Annotated in this window: 19 protein-coding genes; 2 read left to right on the top strand and 17 right to left on the bottom strand. The window is 72.1% G+C overall.

The window, feature by feature from the left end:
- Positions 1-9: 9 nt before the first annotated feature.
- The 3 genes from nadD to ACIP4Y_RS02310 form a co-directional block, all read right to left on the bottom strand.
- A complete protein-coding gene (nadD, locus tag ACIP4Y_RS02320; protein WP_358646863.1) occupies positions 10-696 on the bottom strand; it encodes a nicotinate-nucleotide adenylyltransferase in 687 nt (228 codons plus the stop codon).
- Positions 697-752: 56 nt separating this feature from the next.
- Complete coding sequence (locus ACIP4Y_RS02315; RefSeq protein ID WP_030345028.1) at positions 753-917, bottom strand: hypothetical protein; 165 nt, start codon at positions 915-917, stop codon at positions 753-755.
- Between the two features lie 167 nt (positions 918-1,084).
- The gene (locus ACIP4Y_RS02310) at positions 1,085-1,249 is read right to left on the bottom strand and encodes a hypothetical protein (protein ID WP_358646865.1); all 165 of its coding nucleotides are present in this window, start codon (positions 1,247-1,249) and stop codon (positions 1,085-1,087) included.
- A 101-nt stretch (positions 1,250-1,350) separates the two neighbouring features.
- Between ACIP4Y_RS02310 and ACIP4Y_RS02305 the strand changes: the two genes are divergently transcribed.
- Positions 1,351-2,436, top strand: coding sequence for a M48 family metallopeptidase (locus ACIP4Y_RS02305; protein WP_401386674.1), 1,086 nt, complete (start codon positions 1,351-1,353; stop codon positions 2,434-2,436).
- Between the two features lie 198 nt (positions 2,437-2,634).
- Here ACIP4Y_RS02305 and ACIP4Y_RS02300 read toward each other — a convergent pair whose 3' ends face one another.
- The 5 genes from ACIP4Y_RS02300 to proB all read right to left on the bottom strand — a co-directional run bounded on the left by ACIP4Y_RS02300 (position 2,635) and on the right by proB (position 7,817).
- Positions 2,635-3,705, bottom strand: coding sequence for a hypothetical protein (locus ACIP4Y_RS02300; RefSeq protein ID WP_401386671.1), 1,071 nt, complete (start codon positions 3,703-3,705; stop codon positions 2,635-2,637).
- 89 nt (positions 3,706-3,794) lie between these two features.
- Positions 3,795-4,394, bottom strand: a complete 600-nt coding sequence (locus tag ACIP4Y_RS02295) for a hypothetical protein (protein ID WP_401386668.1) — start codon at positions 4,392-4,394, stop codon at positions 3,795-3,797.
- 93 nt (positions 4,395-4,487) lie between these two features.
- Positions 4,488-5,774 (bottom strand): glutamate-5-semialdehyde dehydrogenase, encoded by a 1,287-nt coding sequence (locus ACIP4Y_RS02290; RefSeq protein ID WP_401386665.1) that lies wholly within the window; start codon positions 5,772-5,774, stop codon positions 4,488-4,490.
- Between the two features lie 296 nt (positions 5,775-6,070).
- Positions 6,071-6,496 carry a hypothetical protein gene (locus ACIP4Y_RS02285; protein WP_358646873.1) on the bottom strand — a complete coding sequence of 142 codons (426 nt, stop codon included), beginning with the start codon at positions 6,494-6,496 and terminating at the stop codon, positions 6,071-6,073.
- Positions 6,497-6,710: 214 nt separating this feature from the next.
- Positions 6,711-7,817: a glutamate 5-kinase gene (gene proB / locus ACIP4Y_RS02280; protein WP_401388622.1), complete on the bottom strand. Its 1,107-nt coding sequence runs from the start codon at positions 7,815-7,817 to the stop codon at positions 6,711-6,713.
- 233 nt (positions 7,818-8,050) lie between these two features.
- Between proB and ACIP4Y_RS02275 the strand changes: the two genes are divergently transcribed.
- Entirely contained in the window at positions 8,051-9,460 is a 1,410-nt protein-coding gene (locus tag ACIP4Y_RS02275) for a polysaccharide pyruvyl transferase family protein (protein WP_401386661.1), read from the top strand.
- Positions 9,461-9,527: 67 nt separating this feature from the next.
- On the opposite strand, the gene ACIP4Y_RS02270 is transcribed toward ACIP4Y_RS02275, so the two are convergent.
- The 9 genes from ACIP4Y_RS02270 to ACIP4Y_RS02230 form a co-directional block, all read right to left on the bottom strand.
- Positions 9,528-10,700, bottom strand: a complete 1,173-nt coding sequence (locus ACIP4Y_RS02270) for a glycosyltransferase family 2 protein (RefSeq protein ID WP_401388620.1) — start codon at positions 10,698-10,700, stop codon at positions 9,528-9,530.
- A gap of 241 nt (positions 10,701-10,941) precedes the next feature.
- Positions 10,942-13,032 (bottom strand): hypothetical protein, encoded by a 2,091-nt coding sequence (locus ACIP4Y_RS02265; RefSeq protein WP_401388617.1) that lies wholly within the window; start codon positions 13,030-13,032, stop codon positions 10,942-10,944.
- A 189-nt stretch (positions 13,033-13,221) separates the two neighbouring features.
- Entirely contained in the window at positions 13,222-14,718 is a 1,497-nt protein-coding gene (locus tag ACIP4Y_RS02260; RefSeq protein ID WP_401386658.1) for a D-ribitol-5-phosphate cytidylyltransferase, read from the bottom strand.
- 195 nt (positions 14,719-14,913) lie between these two features.
- A complete protein-coding gene (locus ACIP4Y_RS02255; protein ID WP_401386655.1) occupies positions 14,914-15,354 on the bottom strand; it encodes a hypothetical protein in 441 nt (146 codons plus the stop codon).
- Between the two features lie 233 nt (positions 15,355-15,587).
- Positions 15,588-17,135: an alkaline phosphatase D family protein gene (locus ACIP4Y_RS02250; protein WP_401386652.1), complete on the bottom strand. Its 1,548-nt coding sequence runs from the start codon at positions 17,133-17,135 to the stop codon at positions 15,588-15,590.
- Between the two features lie 486 nt (positions 17,136-17,621).
- Entirely contained in the window at positions 17,622-19,070 is a 1,449-nt protein-coding gene (obgE, locus tag ACIP4Y_RS02245; protein WP_401386649.1) for a GTPase ObgE, read from the bottom strand.
- A 148-nt stretch (positions 19,071-19,218) separates the two neighbouring features.
- A complete protein-coding gene (gene rpmA / locus ACIP4Y_RS02240) occupies positions 19,219-19,473 on the bottom strand; it encodes a 50S ribosomal protein L27 (RefSeq protein WP_023550764.1) in 255 nt (84 codons plus the stop codon).
- A 14-nt stretch (positions 19,474-19,487) separates the two neighbouring features.
- Entirely contained in the window at positions 19,488-19,808 is a 321-nt protein-coding gene (gene rplU, locus ACIP4Y_RS02235) for a 50S ribosomal protein L21 (RefSeq protein WP_028422127.1), read from the bottom strand.
- A 231-nt stretch (positions 19,809-20,039) separates the two neighbouring features.
- A complete protein-coding gene (locus ACIP4Y_RS02230; RefSeq protein WP_401386644.1) occupies positions 20,040-24,785 on the bottom strand; it encodes a ribonuclease E/G in 4,746 nt (1,581 codons plus the stop codon).
- Positions 24,786-24,925: the final 140 nt, after the last annotated feature.

The following is a 24,925-nucleotide window of genomic DNA, read 5'->3' as shown; positions in this document are numbered from 1 at the left end:
CCTCTCGGCTCACTCGCCGCGGTACAGCTCGCGCTTGTCGATGTAGCGCACGACTCCGTCCGGCACCATGTACCAGATGGGGTCCCCCTTGGCGACTCTCGCACGGCAGTCTGTGGAGGAGATGGCGAGCGCGGGCACCTCCACGAGCGAGACGCCGCCTTCCGGCAGACCGGGGTTGGTCAGGTGGTGGCCGGGGCGGGTGACGCCGATGAAGTGCGCGAGGGAGAAAAGCTCCTCCGAGTCGCGCCAGGTCAGCAGTTGGGCGAGGGCGTCGGCGCCGGTGATGAAGAAGAGGTCGGTGTCCGGGTTGAGGGCACGCAGGTCGCGCAGGGTGTCCACGGTGTAGGTGGGGCCGCCGCGGTCGATGTCGATGCGGCTGACGGAGAACTGCGGGTTCTCGGCTGTCGCGATGACCGTCATCAGGTAGCGGTCCTCGGCCGGGGAGACCTTGCGGTGGGTCTTCTGCCACGGCTGGCCGGTGGGAACGAACACCACCTCGTCCAGCTGGAACTGCGCGGCGACCTCGCTGGCCGCCACGAGGTGCCCGTGGTGGATCGGGTCGAACGTCCCGCCCATGACGCCCAGGCGCCGCTTGCCCGTGTGGGCGGGGCCGTTGCCCGGTCCGTACTGCGGGTGCTTCACCGTGTCGTCGGCCGTCTCGTGCGCCGGACCGGTAGGCATGTCCTGCTCTCCCATGCGTGCAGACCCTACCGGCCCGGTCTCGGACGTCCGGCCGGGGACGGGGTCCCCGCTCAGCGGTCGCGGTTGAAGCGCGTGGTGATCCACAGCAGCAGGAGCAGGATGACCAGGGCGCCGCCGCCGGTGACGGCCGGGTTCAGGCTGTTGTGGTTTCCGCCGTGCTCCCCGCCCTCGGCGGCAAGGGTGACCAACTGGGCTGCGGCGCTGTGGAAGCTCATCTTCGGCAGGACCTATCGCGTGTGGGCGGAATAAAGATGTCGGCTCATCGTAAGCGGGCGGCCGTGCGGCGATCACGCCGACTCCGCCGTTGGGGACGGAGCGGGCCGGCGGCCCGGCCGCCGCGGAGATCGTCGGCGGCGCGGCGGCGGGGAACTTTCCCCGCTCGTCAGTCGTCTTTCCGCTTGTAGCCGCGCAGCAGGAACCACGCGGTCAGTACACAGCCGAGGAACATCACGATCAGCACGACACGGAGCAGGTTTCCCGCCCCGTGCTGCTGGACGGCGCTCGCGGCGGCCTCGGTCAGCCATGCGGCTGCGGGGTGGTGCTCCATGACGTGGACTCCTTCGGGTGTACTGCCCGTCCACGGTATCTCCGCCTACGCTGGGCCTCGCCTCGGGGCACAGTGGCACTCACACGCACATGGGGGAAGACATGTCCGACGACGGCCGGCAGGGCACGGGGCACGAGCGGGTGCCGAGCAGGCAGCGCAGGCGCTTCCCCGGGATCTCCACCCGCGCGTACGAGCACCCGGCCGACCGCTCGGCACTGGTCGCGCTGCGCAAGCTGAGCGGGTTCGACACGGTCTTCAAGGCGCTCAGCGGCCTCCTGCCGGAGCGGAGTCTCAGACTGCTGTTCCTGTCGGACTCGGTGCGGGTCTCCGAGCGGCAGTTCGCGCACCTGCACGACATGCTGCTGGACGCCTGTTACATCCTGGACCTGGAGAAGGTCCCGCCGATGTACGTCACGCAGGATCCGCAGCCGAACGCGATGTGCATCGGCCTGGACGAGCCGATCATCGTGGTCAGCACGGGGCTGGTGGAGCTGCTCGACGAGGAGGAGATGCGGGCGGTCGTCGGGCACGAGGTGGGGCACGCGCTGTCCGGGCACGCGGTCTACCGGACCATCCTGCTGTTCCTGACGAACCTCGCGCTGAAGGTCGCCTGGATCCCGCTGGGCAACCTCGCGGTCATGGCGATCATCACGGCGCTGCGGGAGTGGTTCCGCAAGTCGGAGCTGTCCGCCGACCGGGCGGGCCTGCTGGTCGGCCAGGACGTCCGGGCCGCGATGCGGGGCCTTATGAAGATCGCGGGCGGCAACCATCTGCACGAGATGAACGTGGACGCGTTCCTGGAGCAGGCCGAGGAGTACGAGTCCGGGGGCGATCTGCGCGACTCCGTGCTCAAGATCCTGAACGTGCTGCCCCGCTCGCACCCGTTCACCACCGTGCGGGCCGCCGAGCTGAAGAAGTGGGCCGAGTCCCGTGACTACCAGCGGATCATGGACGGCCACTACCCGCGGCGCAGCGAGGACAAGGACACCTCCGTCAGCGACACCTTCCGCGAGTCGGCGGCCAGCTACGCGAGCGATGTGAAGGGTTCCAAGGACCCGCTGATGAAGCTGGTCACGGACCTCGCGGGCGGCGCGGGCGACCTGGGCGGCCGGGTCCGCCGGGGCTTCGACGGCTTCCGCACCCCGCCGCCGGCCAAGGAGGACACCCCGGGCGGGGACGAGGCGTAGGCGAGGAACAGCCCCGAGCCCGGACCGACGGGCTCGGGACCATGGGCTCGGAGCAACGGGCTACGGCTGAGCACCGCAGGGTCCCGCCCCAGACGCGGCTCGCTGTCCCACACCGCCCAGCGCTCCCGCCCTGCGCTGCCACTCGGTACGGGGCTCCCCGCGGCAGCGCCCGGCGCCGGGAGAAGCCCGCGGTGCCGCTCAGACCTTCGGCTGAGCCCCGGTGGCGAGCGTTCCGCAGAGGGCCGGGGCGCTGTCCGTCTCGAAGGGGTTGGTACCCGCGGGGCCGCCTGATTTGGCCGTCTGGCCGGCCAGGAGGGGGCGGAGGTAGGCGGAGGAGTCCTCGGCGCAGGCGAGAGGGCCTGCCTGCACGGAGGAGGTGATCAGCTGGACCTGGTGGGTGCGCAGGTCGTCACGGTCGACGTGGAAGGTGACCGCGCGGCGGACCGTGAAGAGCGAGGCGGGGGCGCCGGAGGTGGCGCCGGTGGGGCGCAGGGCGTAGACGAAGGTGTGGTCGGCGGTGACCTCCAGCGTCGCCGAGTCGGCCTCGGTGGCCTGCAGGCTGCCGGAGACGCGGATCCTGTCGTCGGCCAGCTGGGCCCGGGCGGGGTCGATGCGGACCACCCAGCCCGTGGGCGCGTGCCGGCCGTCCGCCGCCGGGTGGTCGAAGCTCTGGTCGAACTGGTCGAGCTGCGCGGAGTCGACCAGGGCCCGGGCGGGACGCACCTCGCGGCCGGTGAGCACCTCGGGGTAGAGCGAGGAGCGGACGATGTAGTCCTTGACGGTGGTGAGGGCGATCACCACCTGGCTGTCGGAGAAGTGGGCGGTGCTGCGCGAGGCCGGCAGGGGTATCCCCTCGGCGCCGATCTCGAAGGGGGCGGCGGGGCTGCGCGCGTACAGGCTCTCGGCGTCGGCGGCGCCGGGCACCTTGCCCTGCGGGGCGAGCGGGATGACCGTCATCCGCAGGGACTCCGCGGGCCGGCGGGTCGGCGGGGAGCTGTAGGGGTGGCGCACGCCCATGTAGATCGCGGTGCCGAAGGCGACGGCGATCAGCACGACGAGAATCAGGGCCTGCCGGGTGAGCCCGCGGTGCAGGGGCGGGCGGCGGCGGACGGCGGGCGCGTGGTCGGCCATCCGCTCCTTGGCGGAGAACTCCTGGAGGCGGGCAGCACGGACGAACGACTCGTCGAAGACGACGGATCGGTATTCGTCCTCCGCACCGCCGGGGCCGCCCTCGGGTGTCCCCTCCGGTGGGTCTCCAGGCCCGCCCATACTTTCAGGGTAGGTCTCGTGAGGCTCGGGTAAACGCCCCGCCGCACGACAACTTCTGACAGGTTCTCACCAGGTTCGGGCGGGGCTTTTCAGGGGGCGGGCGGGACGGCCGGGACGACCGGCCGGGAGGGGTCGGCGGGGCCCTGGGGAGCGGTGGCGCCACCCTGTTCGAGGCCGGTCGAGGCGGGGGCGGGTACCCGGTCGCGGGTGCCCGAGGAGCCTCCCCGGTAGACGGCGGCGAAGGCCAGGGCGACCATGCCGACGCCCATCACGACGGCGAGGACCCAGGCCACGGGCCGGTGCCAGCGGACCTGCTTGCCGTAGGGGCCGAAGGCGCCGTGGCGGTCGCCGAGGAGGGAGGCGTCGTCCAGCTCGTCATCGTCGTGATCTTGGCCGAATCCGGGGCCGTCGGGGCCGTAGCCGTCGTCGTAGCGCTCGCCTCGGGCGTGGGCGCGGCGGGCTTCCGCCTCGGAGGCCTCGGCTCTGGCCTGGGCGGCGGCGAGGAGGCGTTCCACGGCGGTCGGCTCGTGGACCGTGGCCGCCCGTACGAAGGCCTCGTCGAAGACCACGGAGGCGAACTCTTCGTCCGACACCCCGCGGTCGTGGTCGTCGTCGGGCTCCCAGCCGTCAGGGAACGGCGTGCCCCCCACGTCCTCCGGCACGGATCCAGAGTAGACCTGGGGGGTCAATTTGGGCAGACGGTATGGAAATTCGTCTGCCTGGTGAGACGCCTTACGGCCGCGGCCCGCGGGCAGCGGGGCTCACGGCCGGACGGGTGAACTTCAGCGGCGTACGTGCCCGTCGCCGGTGACGATGTACTTCGTGCTGGTCAGCTCCGGCAGGCCCATCGGGCCGCGGGCGTGCAGCTTCTGGGTGGAGATGCCGATCTCGGCGCCGAACCCGAACTGCCCGCCGTCGGTGAAGCGGGTGGAGGCGTTCACGGCGACGGTGGTGGAGTCGACCAGCTGGGTGAAGCGGCGGGCGGCCTGCTGGGAGGTGGTGACGATGGCCTCGGTGTGGCCGGAGGTCCACAGCCGGATGTGCTCGACGGCCTTGTCCAGCGAGTCCACCACCGCGGCGGCGATGTCGTGGGAGAGGTACTCGGTCTCCCAGTCCTCGGCGGTCGCCTCGACCACGGTGGCCTTGGAGTCCTTGGCGTAGGCCATGACCCGCTCGTCGGCGTGGACGGTGACGCCGGCCTCGGCGAGGGCGTCCAGGGCGCGCGGCAGGAACTCGGGGGCGATGTCCTGATGGACGAGGAGGGTCTCGGCGGCGTTGCAGACGCTGACCCGCTGGGCCTTGGAGTTGATCAGGATCTCGATGGCCGTGTCGATGTCGGCCCGGGCGTCGACGTAGACGTGGCAGTTGCCGGTGCCGGTCTCGATCACGGGGACCGTGGACTCGTTGACCACGGTGCGGATCAGGGAGGCGCCGCCGCGCGGGATGAGGACGTCGACCAGGCCGCGGGCGCGCATCAGCTCGCGGACGGAGTCGCGGCTCTCGCCCGGCACCAGCTGGACGGCGTCGGCGGGCAGGCCGGCACCGCCGACGGCGTCGCGGATCACCCGGACGAGGGCGGTGTTGGACTCGTAGGCGGAGCCGGAGCCGCGCAGCAGGACCGCGTTGCCGGACTTCAGGCAGAGGGCGGCGGCGTCGACGGTGACGTTGGGGCGGGCCTCGTAGATGATGCCGACGACGCCGAGCGGAACGCGGACCTGGCGCAGGTCGATGCCGTTGGGGAGGGTGGAGCCGCGGACGACCTCGCCGACCGGGTCGGGCAGCTTCGCGACGTCGCGGACGTCGGAGGCGATGGCGCGGACCCGCTCGGGGGTGAGGGTGAGCCGGTCGACGATGGCCTCGCTGGTGCCGTTCTCCCGGGCCTTGGCCACGTCCCTGGCGTTGGCCTCGACGATCTCGGCGGTCCGGACCTCCAGGGCGTCGGCGATGGCGAGCAGCGCGTCGTCCTTCACGGCGCGCGGGAGCGGCGCGAGGTCGGCGGCGGCGGCCTTGGCCCGGTAGGCGGCCTGGGTGACCGGGGACATCGAGTCGTACGGCGAGAGCGTGGTCATGAGGGAAGGGTAGTGCGCGGGGCGCGGCGGTTCAGCGGTCGTCCCACACCCCGAGACACCGCAAAACGGGTGAACCCCGCCCCTCGCGTCCCGCTCCCTGCCCCGCGCCCGGTCCCGGCCGCGGCACCCGGCGCCGCCCCGGGCACCTACCTCGCCATCACACCGGGCACCGGTCCTGGGCGAGAGCCCCCGCCTCGGCCCCGCCCCGGGCACCGGCCCCGGCCCCTACCGCGCCCTCACCCCGGGCACCGCCCCCAGCCCCCGGGCCTCCGCGCCGCCCCGGATCCTCCCCCGCCTCAGAACGGGTGCACCCCCACCGGTGTCGCCGGTGCGGGGCCGTAGCCCTCGGCGATGCGGTGGTGGTAGGTCTCGCGGTCGATGACCTCAAGGCCGACGATCTCCCAGGCCGGCAGGCCGGCGCTCTGCCGGTGCTCGCCCCACAGGCGCAGCGCCACGGCGGCGGCGTCGTGCAGGTCGCGGGCCTCTTCCCAGTACCGGATCTCGGCGTGGTCGGTCGCGTATCTGCTGGTCAGCAGGAAGGGGTGGTCGTGGGCGAGCTGTTCCAGGGCCCGCCGCAGTTCGGGCAGGGGGACCTTCTTCCCGGAGACGCTGAGGGTGACGTGCCACAGCCTGGGCAGGTCCTTGGGCTCCTCATAGGTGTCCCCGGCCGCGACGCTCGTCAGAGCACCGCGGGACGTCGCCCCAGGGCGCACTCGTCTCACGACGGCCTCCTTCACGCATGGCTCGCATGCCTCGCATGACACGCATGACGCGCATGCCTTGTATGGCTCGCTCGACCCCTTGACGGAACGTGTCCCTTCAACATGTCCCCGAAAGAAAGTTGAGCAGGCCGCAGGGCTCCGCGTGGTGGTTTTACGGAACGTCCCCCACCGGGGGCGTTCCTTACGCCCTGTTTTACGAGCTGTTCTGCGAGAGTCAGGCGTGCAGGAGCACGAGGTCGTCCCTGTGTACGACCTCGCGTTCGTACGCGGGGCCCAGCTCGCGCGCCAGCTCCCGGGTGGACCGTCCGATCAGCCGGGGGATCTCCTTGGCGTCGAAGTTGACGAGTCCGCGGGCCACCGCGCGGCCGGCGGCGTCCCGCAGTTCGACGGGGTCGCCGGCGCTGAACTCGCCCTCCACGGCGGCGATTCCGGCGGGCAGCAGCGATGTGCGCCGCTTCACGACGGCGTCCACCGCACCGTCGTCCAGGATCAGGGCGCCCTGCGGGGTGGAGGCGTGCTGGAGCCAGAGGAGCCGGTCGGCGGAGCGCTTGCCGGCGGGGTGGAAGTAGGTGCCGGTGTCACCGCCGGCCAGGGCCTCGGCCGCGTGGACGGCGCTGGTCAGCACCACCGGGATGCCGGCGGCGGCGGCGATCCGGGCGGCCTCCACCTTGGTGACCATGCCGCCGGTGCCGACACCGGCCTTGCCCGCGCTGCCGATCTCGACGCCGGCGAGGTCCTCCGGCCCGCGCACCTCCGCTATCCGGGAGGTGCCGGGCTTGCCGGGGTCGCCGTCGTAGACGCCGTCGACGTCGGAGAGCAGGACGAGGAGGTCGGCGTGGACGAGGTGGGCGACGAGGGCGGCGAGGCGGTCGTTGTCGCCGAAGCGGATCTCGTCGGTGGCGACGGTGTCGTTCTCGTTGACGATCGGGAAGGCGCCCATCGCGAGCAGCTTGTCGAGGGTGCGCGAGGCGTTGCGGTGGTGGGCGCGGCGGCTCATGTCGTCGCTGGTGAGCAGGACTTGGCCGACGCGGACGCCGTAGCGGGCGAAGGAGGCGGTGTAGCGGGCGACGAGCAGGCCCTGGCCGACGCTGGCGGCGGCCTGCTGGCGGGCCAGGTCCTTGGGGCGGCGGCGCAGGCCGAGCGGGGCGAGGCCGGCGGCGATGGCGCCGGAGGAGACGAGCACGATCTCCTTCTCGCCGCCGCTGCGGAGCTTGGCGAGGACGTCGACGAGCGCGTCGACGCGGTCGGCGTCCAGACCGCCCGCGGCGGTGGTCAGCGAGGAGGAGCCCACCTTGACGACGATCCTGCGGGCCTCGCCCACGGCCTGCCTTGCCCTTGCCACCTTGCCCTCGGTCCCCTCGCGCGTTGCCGGCTGCCTGTCCGGCAATCTACGCGAAGTGGATCGGGTGGTGCGCACCGGTCCAGCTCCCGGACAGGCGAAGCGTAGTCGTTCACTCACCATTTGCGTACGGCAAAAAAGTTGTGGTGGTTGCCTGTAGAAATTAAATGTCTCCCCAACATAAGTTGAAGTTTGTGTCACCTACTGTTCCCCCCGTGAAGCGCATCCTGCTGCGCTCGGGCAAGAGCCCGTACGACGTCCTCTCCGTCGAGGAGGCCCTCCACCGGGACGTCATCGCCACCAACGCCGGCAACCTGATCTTCAGCGACGCGGCGCACAAGATCCTCGAAACGCCCGAGACCGAGGTCGTCTCCAACGGCATCGGCACGGACGTGGCTGCGGCCGCCCGGATCAACGAGGAGTACGACGCGTTCGTCGTGCCGCTGGCCAATGCCTTCCGGCCGTCCTTCGAGGGCCGGCTGAAGCGGCTCACCCGGCTGATCGGCAGGCTGCGGATCCCCGTGGTGGTCCTGGGCGTCGGCGCGCAGACCGGGCTGGGCTACGACCCGGCGCGGCTGAAGCCGATGGAGCAGTCCGTGCGCGAGTTCTGCGCGGCGGTGCTGGACCGCAGCGCCTCCATCGGGGTGCGCGGCGAGTTCACCGAGCAGTACCTGCGGGACATGGGCTTCCGGGACGTCGAGGTCATCGGCTGCCCGTCGATGTTCCTGTACGGCCGTGATCTCGACGTGCGCAAGAAGGTGCCGGAGCTGACCGCGGACGCGCGGATCGCGGTGAACGGTTCGCACAGCGCGGTGCAGAAGCAGGGCCTGGACCGGATCATCACCCGGACCCACGCCCGCTACCCGAACCTGTGCTTCGTCGGCCAGAACATCAGCGACGCACGGCAGTTGCACTGGCGGGACCTCACGGACCCGAACGCCCGCGTGACGGCGATGCCGACGCACCCGGACCACCCGATGTACCGGGAGGGCAAGGTGCGGGTGTACGTCGACCCGGTCACCTGGATCGAGGACCTGCGGTCCTTCGACTTCTCCTTCGGCTCGCGCATCCACGGCAACATCGCGGCGCTGCTGGCGGGCACCCCCGCGACGGTGCTGTGCGGGGACTCGCGCACGCTGGAGCTGTGCCGCTACTTCGAGATCCCGCACCTGCGGCTGGACCGGGCCGCCAAGGACCCGGAGGCGGCGGATCCGGCCCGGTTGTACGAGCAGGCGGACCTGAGCGGGCTGGTCGGGGGGCACGCGGAGCGCTTCGGCCGGTTCGTGCAGTTCCTGGACAGGAACGGGCTGCGGAACACCTTCACGCACGGCGACGGCGGGGCGGCCTTTGACCAGAAGATGCGCGCGCTGTCCTTCCCGCCGGGCATCCGGCCGTGGAACGACACCGATCTCGCCTCGCTCAGCAGCCGGTTCGGCTGGCTGCACAGCCAGGTGACGGAACTGGCCCAGGACAACGCCCAGTTGCGGCGGGAACTGGCGAAGGCGCAGAAGGCGAAGGCCCAGAAGGCCACGGCGGCAGCGACCCCGGCCACGTCCGTCTACCGGCGCGCGCGGCGTGTGGTGGGCCGGCCCCTGCGCCGCGCGCTGCAGTCCGGCAAGCAGTAGCCTCCGGCGGAACGAAGGGCCCCTGGCGCACCGGCTCGGGGCCCGGTCGTCGTACCCGGCCGGTCGCTCAGGTCGCGGCCGCCCCGGAGCGCTTGCGGGGCAGCAGCCGGCGCAGGGTCCGCCGTGCCTTGCGCAGGGCGCGGCGCGGGACGGAGTTGGCGACCGCCTCGCGGTAGCCCTCGAAGGCGCGGGCCTCGCGGGGGTCGGCGAGGTAGATCTCGTCGGGGATGCGGGCCGTCCTGGAACGGAAGTGCGGGTAGATCAGGTACAGGCGGGTACCGCGCTTCTCCAGCACGGCCGCGGCCTGCTTCTTCGCCTTGACGAACTTGACGACGTCCAGCAGCAGGTCGGCGCGCTGCATGGCGACCAGGTGCAGCCGCAGCCGCTCGTGGACCTTGAGGCGGCGGGACACCCCGGGCGTCCAGTAGGCGTCCATCAGCGGCTTGGCCAGCTCGAACTTGTGCCGGCGGACCTCTTCGCTGTCGGTGAGGAACTTGGGCCCGAACTGCGGCAGCAGCGTGATGAGGAACGGCCGGACCATGAGCAGGTCGCGCTTGTCGCCGGCCGGGACCATGTCGGCGATCAGCTTCATCAGGGCGCGCGCGGAGTCGAAGCGCAGGGTGTAGCTGCCGCTCTTGGTGACGTGCTTGCCGTCGTCACGGCCGACCAGGTAGTAGCAGGTGTAGTCGGCGAGCACGGAGACGCCGTCCGCGCGCAGGTACGCCTCCAGCGTGAACAGGGCGTCCTCGCCGGTGAACAGCGACTCGTCGAACCGCATGCCGTGCTGCTCCAGCAGGGAGCGGCGGAACAGCTTCTGCGCGCTGAGCGTGAACTTGATGTTCGAGGTGAAGACGTCGGCCCGGTCGAGGTTCTTGCCCCACATGGACTTCGGCGCGGTGCGGTTGACGCCCTCGACCCGGCCGAGGACGACGTCCGTGCCGTTCTTGTCGGCCATGGCGACCATGCGTTCCAGGGCCTCGGGGCCGAGCCGGTCGTCGGCGTCGAGGAAGAAGACGAAGCGTCCGGCCGCCTTGCCCAGGCCGACGTTGCGCGGGCCGCTGGGGCCGCCGGAGTTCTCCTGGCGGATCACGGTGACCTGCATGGGGGCGCGGGCGGCGAACTCCTCGAGGCACTCGCCCGTGCCGTCGGTCGAGCCGTCGTCGACCGCGATGACCTCCAGGCGCGCCGGATCGATGGTCTGTGCCTCGACGGATGCCAGGCACTCGACCAGGTACGGCATCGCTTCGTACGCCCCGATGATCACGCTCACATCAGGCTGCGTCACGACGGTCACTCTTCCCCCTAGTCACGGAGTATTTCCCCCGTATCACCTCAATCGCAAGATGTTAGACGGGCGACCGGGGGAAGCGGTTGCCCTGCGGAAGGCAAAGAGTGCCGCACGTCACACGCCTGCTCCGACCGAGGAAGAACAAGGCCCCCGAGGAACGCTCCTCGGGGGCCCGGTGCGCGCGCCGGGGGGGTCAGCCCGCGCCGACGCCGTCCGTCTCGCCGGCCGACGCGGTGCGCTGGCCCGGCACCGCGTTGGTCAGCTCGGCCGTCTCGGCGGGGTCGGCGTTCGCCGCACCCAGCCGGGACTGCTGGCCCACGTTGCGGGCCTCGGCCTTGAGGGCGAGGTCGGCGACCGCGGCGTTGAACTGGTCGATCGACGTCGGCTCGTCCGGGCCGAGCAGGTACTGCTTCAGCTCCTTGCGGTCCTGCGCCAGCGGGTCGCCCGCCGGGTCGCGCACGGCGTCCAGCAGGCCGCCCAGCTCGGCCGCGCTGTTGGACAGGATCACCGCGGCGCGCACGGCCGTGTTCTGCCGCTTGAACTCCTCGGCGCCCAGCTCGCCCGAGTCGGTGACGGCGTACGGCTTGCCGCTCGCGATGAAGTCGGAGACCACGGAGGAGATGTCGGAGACCATCGCGTCGGAGACGTTGAAGCAGTCGTACAGGCGCGGCTCGGCGCCCGTGATGACGCGGTGCTCGTACGACGGGAAGGAGCGCCAGTAGGCGTCGTTCCACTCGGCGCGCAGCCGGGCGATCTCCTCGTGCCGGTGCACGTCCACGACGCCGTCGCGGGTGGCCTCGGCCTCGTCGCCCTTGGCACCGCCGGTGACGGTCAGCTGGTCGAGCCGGGCCTCGATGCGGGCCAGCTCGGCCTTGGCCTGCTCCGTGGCGGCGCTGTCGGCGGTGAACCGGGAGTCGTCGGCGCGCTCGGCGGCGGCCTTCTCGACCAGGGCGGTGATGCGCTGGTGGGCGGCCTTGGCCTCCCTGCTGACGGTGCCGGTGAACGGGTGCGGCTTGTACAGGACGCGGACCGGCGGGTCGGCCGCGACCAGCTTCTGCACGATGTTCTCGCCGGCGAGCACGATCGAGGTGTTGCCGGGGTTGCCGTCCCAGCCCTCCCAGGTGGGCGCGTACAGGACGGTCGGGATGCGGCCCTCGGGCACGCCCTGCCAGCCCTGGATGGGGGCGAGCTGCGGGCGGCCGACCTCCACGATGTCCTCGTCGCGGACGCCGACGTCGGCGATGGCGTACCGGTCGCGGCCGGCCCGGCCGGCGGTCCACACCTCGTCGTACACCTTGCTGTACGGGTTGACGCTGGCCAGCTTGTCGCTGTCGCCGTGGCCGATGAAGACGTGCTTCATGGTGGGCACGCGCAGCAGGTGGATGTTCTTGCCGACGTTGGCCGCGTACAGGGCGACCCGCACGGTGGACAGGTCCAGGTTCATCAGGTGCACCCCTCCGGGCACGCAGATGACGGGGACCGTGGTCGGTGCGAGGTTGCCGAGGATGACACGCTCTCGGAGGATGATCAGCGGCCGGGTCTGGAGCTGCTCCATCGTCTCCAGCCACATGTTGACCTGGTACGCGGAGTCCTTGGAGCCGGAGAAGTACAGGACCGTCTCGGGCTTGTAGGCGGCCAGCCAGTCGTCGACGGCGGCGAGGACGGTCTCGGCCTTCGGCGGGACCCGCCGGCCGCGCACGTACGGCAGGAGGCGCAGGATGTACCCGGTGCCCAGGCCGACGGTGAGACCGATGCCGAGGAAGCCGAACCCGGCGGACCCCAGCTCCGCGGAGACGAGGATGCCGACGACCGCGAACAGGTCGAGGTGGAGCATCTTCTCCGCGGAGCGGTGCAGCAGCCCGCGCGGCGGGGCGTCCGGGATGCGGATGCGGGACTTCAGGTCGATGTTGCGGGTGGCGACCGGCATCCGGCGCCGGTTGCGGATCAGGGTGACCAGGGCGCCATGCGGGGCCTGGAGGCCGTAGAAGGCGATGAAGCAGGCGACCGCACCGTAGAAGATCAGGTCGTCCGAGAGGGACAGGCGGGCCAGCAGCAGGATCAGCAGCAGCTGTCGGATCAGGAAGCGGATCGACAGGCCTGCCCGGACCTTGCTGAGGCGGTTGATCAGGTAGCTGCCCTTGCGGTGCAGATAGTGGTCCGCCAGGTACGTCACGGCGGCCAGAGCCGCGAAAGCGGGAACGCTCGGGACGAGCGCGGCCAGCATGAGCGCCGGGAAGCCCAGCATCACGAGGGCCGCCGCGGCCAGCTCGGCCGCGCTGCCCACCCGGGCGACGCGAATAGCGGTGGATATCACGGAGAAACCTGCTCTGGGAGGGGGGAGTGCCGGTTTTGTTCAGGAATGTCGGGAGAAGCCGGTAATTCCTGTGGGGTACGGATACAGGCCTCTGCGAATACCCGGTGAACGGGTACCCACAGAGGCCTGAATTCCCAAAAGCTTAATTACCTCTGATTATTACACGCCGTCCTGACGGTCCAGCACGGTGGCCAGCGCCTGCTCGAAGCCGGAGGCCCTCGCGGCGCCCGCGGTCGGGTCCTGCTGGCGGACGTCGATGACGTGCCCGGTCAGCTCGGAGAGCAGCACGTCCAGGGAGGTACGGGCCACGGCCTCGGAGGAGAGCAGGGAGCCCGACGGCTCCTGGCCGAAGGCCTTGGTGCGCATCGGGGTGGCGGTGCGCTCGGGGTTGATGCAGTTGACCCGGATGCCGTCGCCGGCCCACTCGTCGGACAGCGCCTGGGTGAGGTTCACCATGGCGGCCTTGGTGGAGGAGTACAGGGAGTACTCGGCGCGGCCGCGGGTGTAGCTGCTGGAGGTGTAGAGCAGCAGCTGGCCGTTGGTCTCCGCGAGGTACTTGTAGGAGGAGCGCGCGATCTGCACCGGGGCCAGATAGTTGACCTTCAGCGCCTCCTCGATGGTGGCGTTGTCGGTCTCGGCGAGCTTGCCGATGCGCAGCACGCCCGCGGTGTTGACGACGTAGTCGATCCGGCCGGTCTCCGCGTACGCCTTGGACAGCGCGTCGTCGACCTCCTCCGGGTTCTCCACGTGCGTTCCGGTGGTGGAGCGGCCCAGCGCGTACACGTTCGCCCCGTACGACTCGGCGAGTTCGGCGATGTCCTTGCCGATGCCGTAGGAGCCGCCGAAGATGACGACGGTCTTGCCGGTGAGGAGTTCGCGGTAGGCCTCCTCGCCGTTCTGCTCGGGCGCGGCGGTGGAGGCGAGCTGGAACAGCTTGTCGGCGATGAAGACGTCGACCGGCTGGGTCACCTTCATGTTGTACTCGTCGCCCGCGACGACGTGGATCGGCACGTCCGGCAGGTACTTGAGGACCACCGAGCAGTCGTCCGTGGCCTGGAAGTTGGGGTCGCCGGCGGCGACCTCGTAGGCGCGGCGGATGGTGGACAGCTTGAAGGCCTGCGGGGTCTGGCCGCGGCGCAGCCGGGAGCGGTCCGGGATCTCGGTGATGAACTCGCCGTCCTCACCGTGCGTGCGCGTGACGATGATGGTGTCGGCGGACGGGATGGCGACGTCCACGGCCTGGTAGCGCTCCAGCGCGGCCACGCAGTCGTCGATGACGCGCTGCGAGAGCAGCGGGCGTACGGCGTCGTGGAAGAGGACGTTGAGGTCCTCGCCCTCGGCAAGGCCCTCGCCGAGCGCGGAGATGGCGCGCTCGGTGGTCTCGTTCCTCGTCGAACCACCTTCGATGATCTTCTTCACCTTGGTGAAGCCCGCCTTGGCGACGATCTTCTCGATGTCCGGCACATAGCCCGGGGCCATCAGCACGATGATGTCGTCGATCGAGTCGGCCTTCTCGAAGGTGGTCAGGGTGTGCTCGATGACTGCCTTCCCGGCGATCTTCAGCAGCTGCTTGGGGATCGACAGACCCACCCGCTGACCGGTGCCACCGGCCAGGATCACTGCGGTGGTACGGGGCTTGGCTATGTGCTGGGACACAGGTGACCTACCTTGGGGCGACAGGGAACCGTGAAATGGTCCCACTTCCGGTAACCGCAGTGCAAGGTGAGTGCCCTCCGCTGCATATGTGCGCGCAACCTGTCATTCACCTTGCACTCCTGGTGATTGGCGGCGGGCCGCGTGAACGCCCGTGAATTTGCTGTGAGTAAGTCCACAGGTGCCCGTGGAGAGGGTTCAGCGCCTCCGTAGCCGCTTCGGACAACGGTGCCCGAGGACCCGCACGAGTTCCTTCGACGGCGTCTGGTGCACACAGCGCGAAGGGGCCGCCGCCTCGACCGCCCAGCGGGGTGTCGGGATCTTCACGTCCCGGGGCGAGGGACTGCACGTGTTCTTCATATGCAGCACGGCACCGTTGCGTACGAGGCGGGAATACAGCTCGTCCCGCAGTCCATTGCCGCGGAATTCCACATTGAGGTTCCGCAGCATTTCCGTCTCGGCCAGGGTGAGCGACCGATTCGTGGTGTCCGGAACCGGTTGCAGGAGATTCTCCGGCAGCCCGAGGTGACTCGGGGCCGTACTGCTGCCACTGGGAGGGCGGCCGATCGTGCCGTCGTCGGGCGCGTCGGCGAAGAACTCGCTGCTGATCACCTGGGTGCTGCCGCCGGTGGCCCGCACCTGCTCAAGCAGCCGGTTCCGGTGCCGGTCGGGTGCCGGGTGTGCGCGGGGCACTCCACGCCGTGCGCGGGCAGCCGCTCCTTGGCGGCGAAGAGGGCGCCCTGGCCGGCGGTGGTCCCGCTCTTGTGCGGGCCGATGGCAGTCCGTCTCCATGGTCAACGGACGGTAAGAGTTTCACCTGGGGTGGGGCTGGCAGGAGCCTGGGACCCGGATGAGTCCCAGGCTCGCGGACGTCACACCAGCCGGACCCCCGGCTCGTCCGATTCCACCCGCAGCCGGGCCAGGGTGCTCGCCGTCGCCTGCGGCTTCAGCACCGTGTCGACGGCCCGCACCCGCGCGTCGATGCCGTCGCGGCGGATGTCGAACAGGTGGTAGCCGCGGTGGGCGTCGATGAACTTCCAGTGCGGGTTGTCCGCCATCAGCGGGTCCCACTGCCGGTGGAAGGCGTCCTGGTCCTGGTCGCCGCTGCTGGAGACGGAGGTGCCGACGAACTCGGCGCCGACCACGTCCGAGTCGGGGTCGGCGTAGTCCGTCCGGAGGTCGCTGATCATCGTCAGGTGACGGTCGCCGCTCAGCACGACCGGGTTGCGGATGTCGGCGAACTCCTCCAGCAGTGCGTTGCGTTCGGCCTGGTAGCCGTCCCAGGCGTCGTAGTACCAGAGCTTGCCGTCGCCGGGCAGCAGGTCGGTCTCCGCCATCATGATCTGCGAGGCGATGAGGTTCCAGCGGGCCGGGGAGTCGTACAGCCCGTCGAGCAGCCACTGCTTCTGCTCGGCGCCGAGCATGGTCTGCGTGGGTGCCTCGGCGCCCTCCTGCGTGGTGGCCTGGTCGCTGCGGTACTGCCGGGTGTCGAGGACGTTGAGCCGGGCCAGCCGGCCGAACTCCAGGCGGCGGTACATCTGGATGTGCGGGCCGGTGGGGATCGCGGAGGCACGCACCGGCATGTGCTCGTAGTACGCCTGGAAGGCCGCCGTCAGCCGGGACACGAACCTGTCGTGCGGCTGCTTGTCGGGGTCCTGCGGGATCTCGCCGGCCCAGTCGTTGTCCACCTCGTGGTCGTCGAAGGTGACCACCCAGGGGGTGTTCGCGTGCATCGCGGCGAGGTCGGGGTCGGTCTTGTACTGCGCGTACCGGTTGCGGTACTGCACCAGGGTGTACGGCTCGCCCTTGCCCTCGTGCCGCCGTACGGCCGTCGCCGAGGGCGCGGACTCGTATATGTAGTCGCCGACGAACAGCACGACGTCGGGGTCCTGGGCGAGCATGTCGGCGTACGGCGTGAAGTAGCCGTGCTGCCAGTTCTGGCAGGAGGCGAGGGCGACGCGCAGCGAGCCGCCCCGCTGGTGCGGGTGGGGGGCGGTGCGGGTGCGGCCGGTGGGCGAGAGCTGGCCGCCGGCCCGGAAGCGGTACCAGTACGGGCGGTCGGGGCGCAGGCCGCGGACGTCCACGTGGACGCTGTGGCCGAGTTCCGGGCGGGCCTCGGCGGTGCCGCGGCGGGCGGTTCTGCGGAACCGCTCGTCCTCGGCGATCTCCCACTCCACGGGGAAGACGGCATCGGGCATGCCGCCGCCGTTCAGCGGGTCGGGCGCGAGTCTGGTCCACAGCACGATCCCGTCGGGCAGCGGATCGCCGGAGGCGATGCCGAGGGTGAAGACGCCGTCGGGGAGCGGGGTGTCGGCGGCGCGGGCGGTGCCGGGCAGCCACAACTGGGCGGAGGCCGCGGCCCCGAGGACGGCGGCCCCGGCGGTCAGAAAGCGGCGGCGGTCGGGCGATGGTGCGGTCATGCGCTGACTCCCTTTGCCACAGTGGCCACTTGGACAGGTGTGTCGGACAGTCGGAAGTTCCCACGGCCGGACGGTCCGCCTGCTGAACCAAGCCCATCGCGAGCATGACAAATAGGGAGACAACAGGAGACCCGTTGCGGCACGAGAAAACCGTCGCGCCACAACGGATCTGACGGTAGATCGGAATCCGCCCCGCCGCCGACGCCCACCGGCGAGTCGCACGCTCTCCTGACGGCCCCTCAGTCACCGGGGCACGCACCGGACCAGGCCCGGGCGGCGAGCGGACCGGCCCGGGCCGCCGGGTCGCCGATTGTCCTGAAAAAGTGAATGAAAGGGAGCCGGCCGGGGAATGCCCGCGCCGAGGCCGGCGGGGACCAGCCGGTCCCGCACCGCAGAAACGCGACGCGGAGAGGACCGGGGTCCTCTCCGCGTCGCACCGTCAGAACACCGCGGGTTCAGCCGCGGCCGGGCACAGCCCGCCGAGCCCTACTCGAACGGGTTGAACTCGTCGTACTCCCGCAGTGCCTCGTCGCGCTCCGCCTGCTTGTCCCGCCGGCGCTGCGCCGCGGGCCGGGCCTCGTCCAAGCGGTGGTCCTCGCCGCGGCGGCCGAGCATCTCGGCGCCGGCCATGACCGTCGGCTCCCAGTCGAAGACGACCGCGTTCTCCTCGGGGCCGATGGCGACACCGTCGCCCGAGCGGGCGCCCGCCTTCATCAACTGGTCTTCCACGCCGAGGCGGTTGAGCCGGTCGGCGAGGTAGCCGACGGCCTCGTCGTTGTTGAAGTCGGTCTGGCGGACCCAGCGCTCCGGCTTCTCGCCGCGCACCCGGAACAGCGGCTCGCCGCCGACCTCCTCGCGGGTGACGGTGAAGCCGGCGTCGTCCACGGCCTTGGGCCGGATGACGATCCGGGTCGCCTCCTCCTTCGGCTTGGCGGCGCGCGCGGTGGCGACCAGCTCGCCGAGGGCGAAGGACAGCTCGCGCAGCCCGATGTGCGCCACGGCCGACACCTCGAAAACGCGGTAGCCGCGGGCCTCCAGGTCGGGGCGGACCATCTCGGCGAGGTCCTTGCCGTCCGGCACGTCCACCTTGTTCAGGACGACGATCCGGGGACGGTTGTCGAGCCCGCCGTACTGGCGCAGCTCCTCCTCGATGATGTCGAGGTCGGAGACCGGGTCGCGGTCGGACTCCAGCGTCGCGGTGTCCAGCACGTGCACCAGCACGCTGCACCGCTCCACGTGCCGCAGGAACTCCAGGCCCAGGCCCTTGCCCTGGCTGGCGCCCGGGATCAGACCGGGCACGTCGGCGATGGTGTAGACGGTGGAGCCGGCGGTCACCACGCCCAGGTTCGGGACCAGCGTGGTGAACGGGTAGTCGGCGATCTTCGGCTTGGCCGCGCTCAGCACGGAGATCAGCGAGGACTTGCCGGCGCTCGGGTAGCCGACGAGGGCCACGTCCGCGACGGTCTTCAGCTCCAGGACGATGTCCTGGACGTCCCCGGGCTCGCCGAGCAGCGCGAAACCGGGCGCCTTGCGGCGGGCGGAGGCCAGCGCCGCGTTGCCGAGGCCGCCCCGGCCGCCCTGCGCGGCGATGAACGAGGTGCCGTGGCCGACCAGGTCGGCGAGCACGTTGCCCGCCTTGTCCAGGACGACCGTGCCGTCCGGCACCGGCAGGATCAGGTCCTGGCCGTCCTTGCCGGAGCGGTTGCCGCCCTCGCCGGGCTTGCCGTTGGTGGCCTTGCGGTGCGGGGAGTGGTGGTAGTCCAGCAGCGTCGTGACCGACTGGTCGACGGTCAGGATGACGTCTCCGCCCCGGCCGCCGTTGCCGCCGTCGGGGCCGCCAAGCGGCTTGAACTTCTCACGGTGGACGGAGGCACAGCCGTGGCCTCCGTTACCCGCGGCGACGTGCAGCTCGACGCGGTCCACGAAGGTGGTCATGGTTCGGTGCCTCCTGGGGGTCCCCCCGGCCGGGGCCGGGGGCGTACGGGTATGTCCTGTGGGGGTAACACGCGAAAGGCGGACCCGCCTTCCCGAACGGGAAGTGAGGTCCGCCTCGCGAAAGCGTTCAGCGCGTGAATCAGGCGATTCAGGCGACCGGAACGATGTTCACGACCTTGCGGCCGCGGTGGGTACCGAACTCCACCGCACCGGCCTGCAGCGCGAACAGCGTGTCGTCGCCGCCGCGGCCGACACCGGCGCCCGGGTGGAAGTGGGTGCCGCGCTGGCGGACCAGGATCTCACCCGCGTTGACGACCTGACCGCCGAAGCGCTTCACGCCGAGCCGCTGGGCGTTGGAGTCGCGACCGTTCCGGGTGGACGATGCGCCCTTCTTGTGTGCCATTTCTCCTCAGTCCCTTACTTCGCAGCCGTGGGGATCGACGTGACCTTGATCGCCGTGTACTGCTGGCGGTGGCCCTGCCGACGGCGGTAGCCGGTCTTGTTCTTGTAGCGCAGAATGTCGATCTTCTGGCCCTTGTGGTGGTCCACGACCTCGGCCTGGACCTTGATGCCGGCCAGCACCCACGGGTCGCTGGTCACGGAGTCGCCGTCGACAACGAGCAGGGTCGAGAGCTCGACCGTGTCGCCAACCTTGGCGGTGGAAATCTTGTCAACCTCAACGATGTCGCCGACAGCAACCTTGTGCTGGCGACCACCGCTGCGCACGATGGCGTACACGCGGATCTCACTTTCGCTCGAAGAAACGGCACCCCCGCAGGCCAGTCGTCCAGGAACACCACGGACGACCTCTCCCGGCCCGCCTTGCGTCCGGGAGGAAGAGGTTTACGGGGATGTGGCGTGTTCAGTGGACACGCCGACGGTCAAGGTTACGGGGCCACGGCCGAGGGGGTCAAACCGGGCCCCACCGGTGTGCGGCCGGTCACGTGAACCGGCCGCACACCGCGGGCGTCAGCCCTCGTCGCCGGCGGTGGAGACCGTGGTGGTCTTCTTCGCCGTCGACTTCGCGGCGGCCGTCTTGGCGGTCTTCGTCGCCTTCTTGGCCGTCGTCTTCTTCGCGGCCGTCTTCTTGGCCACGGTCTTCTTGGCAGCCGTCTTCTTCGCCGCCGTCTTCTTGGCGGCGGTCTTACGGGCCGCCTTCTTGGCCGGAGCCGTCGCCTCGGCCACCTCCTCGGCCGTCACCTCGCCCTCCGGGGCCTGCGAGGCCGCCTCGGACGGGGCCGCCTCGGCAGCCTCCGGCGCGGCCGACGGGACGACCACGACGGCCGCCTCCGCGGGCGCGGTCGGCGCGGTGGCCTTGCGCACCGCACGGCGCCGCGGGCGGGCCGGGGCGGCGGCGCTCTCGGCCTCCGCCGGCTGCTCGGCGGGGGCCTCGGCGGCCGGAGCGGGCTGCTCCGCCGGTGCCTCGGCCACGGGAGCGGTCTCCGGCACCGTCACCACGGCCGCCTCGGCACCCTCGGGAGAGCCGGCCGGGGCCGACACCTTCCGGGTCGCCCGACGGCGCGTACGGCCCTTGGGCGCGGCCTCCTCGGCGGCGGGGGCCTCGGCCTGCGGCGCCGGAACCACCTGGTCCTCGGCGGCCACCGGCTCGGCCAGCGCCTCCGCGGCCGGCTCCGGCTGCACCGGGCGCGCCGCCGCCTCCTCGGCGGTGACGTCCTGGGCGGTCGGAACCTGGGCCTCCGCAGCCTCCTCGGCCACCGGGGCCTGCTCCGCCTTGGGAGCCCGCCCGGCCTTGGGCGCCCGCTCGGCACGCTCCGCCTTGGGCGCGCCCGCCGGAGCCGACGCCCGGCGGCTCGCCCGGCGCCGCGTACGGCCACGGCCGGCCGCCGCCTCCGCCTCGGCGACGCTGCTGTACAGCTCCTCGTCCGGCGCGAACTCGGGCGCCGGCAGGGACACCGGCTCGGCGGCCTCGGCGGCCACCTCCGCGGCGGTCTCCACCTCGGGCTCGACGGCCTCGCCGGTCTCCACGGCCACGGCGGCCGTCTCGTGCACGTGCTCGTGCACGGGCTCCGGCGCCTCGCCGCGGCCGCCGCGCTTCTTGCGCTTGCCGCCGCCGCCGTTCGCGGTGGCCTGGTCCAGGTGGACGATGACACCGCGGCCGTTGCAGTGGACGCAGGTCTCGGAGAAGGACTCCAGCAGGCCCTGGCCGACCCGCTTGCGGGTCATCTGCACCAGGCCCAGCGAGGTCACCTCGGCCACCTGGTGCTTCGTACGGTCGCGGCCCAGGCACTCCAGCAGGCGGCGCAGCACCAGGTCCCGGTTGGACTCCAGGACCATGTCGATGAAGTCGATCACGATGATGCCGCCGAGGTCGCGCAGCCGCAGCTGGCGCACGATCTCCTCGGCCGCCTCCAGGTTGTTCCTGGTGACCGTCTCCTCCAGGTTGCCGCCCTGGCCGGTGAACTTGCCGGTGTTGACGTCGATGACGACCATCGCCTCGGTCCGGTCGATCACCAGCGAACCACCGCTGGGCAGCCAGACCTTGCGGTCCAGCGCCTTGGCGAGCTGCTCGTCGATCCGGTAGGTGGCGAAGACGTCGACCTCGCTCGTCCACCGCGACAGCCGGCCGGCCAGGTCCGGGGCGACGTGCGAGACGTAGCCGTGGATCGTCTGCCAGGCCTCGTCACCGCTGACGATGACCTTGGTGAAGTCCTCGTTGAAGATGTCGCGCACGACCCGGACGGTCATGTCCGGCTCGCCGTACAGCAGCGTCGGCGCGTTGCTGCCGTTCTTCGCCTTCTTCTGGATGTCCTCCCACTGCGCCTGGAGCCGTTCGACGTCGCGGCGCAGCTCGTCCTCGCTCGCGCCCTCGGCGGCGGTGCGCACGATGACGCCCGCGTCCTCGGGGACGATCTTCTTGAGGATGGTCTTCAGCCGGGCCCGCTCGGTGTCGGGCAGCTTGCGGCTGATGCCGGTCATCGAACCCTCGGGGACGTACACGAGGTAGCGGCCCGGCAGGGAGACCTGGCTGGTCAGACGCGCGCCCTTGTGGCCGATCGGGTCCTTCGTGACCTGTACGAGCACGGACTGGCCGGACTTCAGCGCGGCCTCGATGCGCCGCGGCCCGTTGGCCATGCCGAGCGCCTCGAAGTTGACCTCACCGGCGTACAGCACGGCGTTGCGGCCCTTGCCGATGTCGATGAAGGCGGCCTCCATCGACGGCAGCACGTTCTGGACCTTGCCCAGGTAGACGTTGCCGACGTACGAGGTCGACTGCTCCTTGTTGACGTAGTGCTCGACGAGCACGCCGTCCTCCAGGACGCCGATCTGCGTACGGTCGCCGTGCTGGCGGACGACCATCACGCGCTCGACGGCCTCGCGGCGCGCCAGGAACTCGGCCTCGGTGATGATCGGAACGCGCCGGCGGCCCTGCTCACGGCCTTCCCGGCGGCGCTGCTTCTTGGCCTCCAGACGGGTCGAGCCCTTGATGGACTGCACCTCGTCGGACGGCTCGCTGGGCTTGCGCGGCTCGCGGACCTTGACGACCGTGCGCTCCGGGTCGTCGTCGGACGGCTCGGCGTCGGAGGCGGTGTCACCGGCCCGGCGCCGGCGGCGACGACGCCGGCGGCTGCTGGTGCTGGAGGCGCCGGACTCCTCGGAGCGGCCCTCCTCGGCGTCCTCTTCCTCCTGCTCGGCGGTGTCCTCGGCGTCCTGCTCGGCCTGCTCGGCGGCGAGCTCGTCGGCCTCGGCGTCCACGCCCTCGCCGGACTCGCCGTCGGCCGCGTCACCGCGCCGGCGACGGCGTCCGCCACGGCGGCGACGGCGGCGCGAGCCGGACTCCTCGAAGCCCTCGGCGCCCTCCGTCTCGTCGCCCTCCTCGCCCTCGGCGAGGTCCTCGGCCGGCTCGGGGGCCTCCTCGGCCTCCTCCTCTTCCTCGGCGGCGGCCTCGACCGGGCGGGTCTCCTCGGCGGCAGCACGGCGGCGCCGCCGCCGGCGGGTGCCGGTCTCGACGCGCTCCTCCGCGTACTCCTCGGGCTCCTCCACCTCGGAGACCTCCGCGGCGGCCGCGGCGGCGGCCCGCTCCGGGGTCTGGAACCTGGGCTCGGTGAAGACCGGCGGCTGGAAGACGGCGACGGCGGGGCGGGCGGGCCGGCGCGCGCCATCGGTCTCGTCGGTCTCCGCGGCGGCGGGCCGGGCCGGGCGGGCGGGCTCGGCGAACCCGGACGCGGCGCGGACGACCCGGCGACGGGACCGGCGCGGCGCCCCTGCCTCGGCCTCGGCGGCCTGCGGTGCCTGCGCGGCGGGGGCCGGCTCGGTGGTGGGGGCGGTCGCGGGGACCTCCGGGGTGGGGGTGGTCACCGCGGCCTCCTCTTCCTGGGCGGCCTCGGCGGCCACGGCTTCGTCGGTGACGGCTGCGGACACCCGGCGGGTGGCCCGACGGCGCGTACGACGGGGAGCGGCCTCCTCGGCAGCGGGAACCTCGGGCTCCGCGGCGGCGGCCGGCGCCTCCTCCGCCTCCTCGGCCGCAGCGCCGGCAGGGGCCTGCTCGGCCTCACCGGCCGCGGGCGCACCGGCGGGCGCGGACACCCGGCGGGTGGCCCGACGACGCGTACGACGGGGAGCGGCCTCCTCGGCAGCGGGAACCTCGGGCTCCGCGGCGGCGGCCGGCGCCTCGACGACGGCGGCCTCCTCCGGCTCGGCGGCGGGAGCCTCGTCGGTAGCCTCCGGCTCGGCGGCGGGAGCCTCCTCGGCGGCCTTCGGCGCGCCGGCGGGCGCGGAGGCCCGGCGGGCGGCCCGGCGACGCGGACGCGCGGCGGGGGCGGCCTCCTCAACGGAGGTCTCCGCGGCAGCAGGCGCTTCCGTCACAGCGGCCTCGGCGGTCTCGGCCTTCGGAGCAGCCGGAACCACGGTCTCGGCGGCCTCGGCCGACGCCGGCGATCCGGTGGGCGCCGACGCACGGCGAGCGGCCCGGCGACGCGGACGCGCGGCGGGTGCTGCCTCCTCTGCGGGGGCCACCTCCGCGGCGGGCGCCGGGGCAGCGGCCTCGGCGGTCTCGGCCTTCGGAGCAGCCGGAACCACGGTCTCGGCGGCCTCGGCCGACGCCGGCGATCCGGTGGGCGCCGACGCCCGGCGGGCGGCCCGGCGACGCGGACGCGCGGCGGGGGCGGCCTCCTCGGCAGGGGCCTCCGCGGCAGCAGGCGCTTCGGTCACAGCGGCCTCGGCCGTCACACCGGTCTCGGCGGCGGCAGCCTCGGCGGCGGTCGGCGCGGAGACGCTGCGGGTGGCCCGGCGCCGGGTGCGGCGCGGTGCGGCCTCCTCGCCGGTGACGACCGCGCCGGCCTCGGCCACGGCGGTCTTCTCCGGCTCGGCGGCGGACGCGGCCGGTACGACGGTCTCGGCGGCCTCGGCGGAGGTCGGCGACCCGGCGGGCGCGGAGGCCCGGCGGGCGGCGCGGCGGCGCGGACGCGCGGCCGGGGCGGCCTCCTCGGCGGCGGGCGCCGGAGCAGCGGCCTCGGCGGCCTCTTCGGCGCCCTCTGCCCCGAGAACCTCGGTGGCCTCGGTGTCCTCGGTCACTTCGGCGAGCTCGTCGGCGTCGGCGGCCGGTATGGCCGGCACGGTGACCTCGGCGGGCGCCTCCGCAGCCGCGGCGGGCGGGCCCGCCGGGCGAGAGGCGGCGCGGCGACGCCTGCGCGGCGGCAGGGTGTCGCTGGGGGTGTTGAGTTCGGAACCCTCGGTGGGTTCGGTCGGCTCGAGCATGCGGGCGTTTCTCCCGTCAGGCTCCCGGGCGCCGCACCTGGTCCGGCGCCGGTCTCTGGGGACCGTCCGCCGTTGACGTCCGCGGCCCGCGCGATGCGCGATGGCCGCCGTCCGGGGCGCGGGCGCCGCACGGGAGCACT

Source organism: Streptomyces sp. NPDC088810 (assembly GCF_044750305.1).
GTDB lineage: Bacteria > Actinomycetota > Actinomycetes > Streptomycetales > Streptomycetaceae > Streptomyces.
The sequence above is the reverse complement of the archived record's forward strand: the minus strand, read 5'-3'. Positions and strand labels throughout refer to the sequence as shown.

Bases quoted from the DNA above. Each gene is read 5' to 3' on its own strand.
- nadD (WP_358646863.1), bottom strand. From the start codon at position 696: ATGGGAGAGCAGGACATGCCTACCGGTCCGGCGCACGAGACGGCCGAC.
- ACIP4Y_RS02315 (WP_030345028.1), bottom strand. From the start codon at position 917: ATGAGCTTCCACAGCGCCGCAGCCCAGTTGGTCACCCTTGCCGCCGAG.
- ACIP4Y_RS02310 (WP_358646865.1), bottom strand. From the start codon at position 1,249: ATGGAGCACCACCCCGCAGCCGCATGGCTGACCGAGGCCGCCGCGAGC.
- ACIP4Y_RS02305 (WP_401386674.1), top strand. From the start codon at position 1,351: ATGTCCGACGACGGCCGGCAGGGCACGGGGCACGAGCGGGTGCCGAGC.
- ACIP4Y_RS02300 (WP_401386671.1), bottom strand. From the start codon at position 3,705: ATGGGCGGGCCTGGAGACCCACCGGAGGGGACACCCGAGGGCGGCCCC.
- ACIP4Y_RS02290 (WP_401386665.1), bottom strand. From the start codon at position 5,774: ATGACCACGCTCTCGCCGTACGACTCGATGTCCCCGGTCACCCAGGCC.
- ACIP4Y_RS02270 (WP_401388620.1), bottom strand. From the start codon at position 10,700: ATGCCGTACCTGGTCGAGTGCCTGGCATCCGTCGAGGCACAGACCATC.
- ACIP4Y_RS02250 (WP_401386652.1), bottom strand. From the start codon at position 17,135: ATGACCGCACCATCGCCCGACCGCCGCCGCTTTCTGACCGCCGGGGCC.
- obgE (WP_401386649.1), bottom strand. From the start codon at position 19,070: ATGACCACCTTCGTGGACCGCGTCGAGCTGCACGTCGCCGCGGGTAAC.
- rpmA (WP_023550764.1), bottom strand. From the start codon at position 19,473: ATGGCACACAAGAAGGGCGCATCGTCCACCCGGAACGGTCGCGACTCC.
- ACIP4Y_RS02230 (WP_401386644.1), bottom strand. From the start codon at position 24,785: ATGCTCGAGCCGACCGAACCCACCGAGGGTTCCGAACTCAACACCCCC.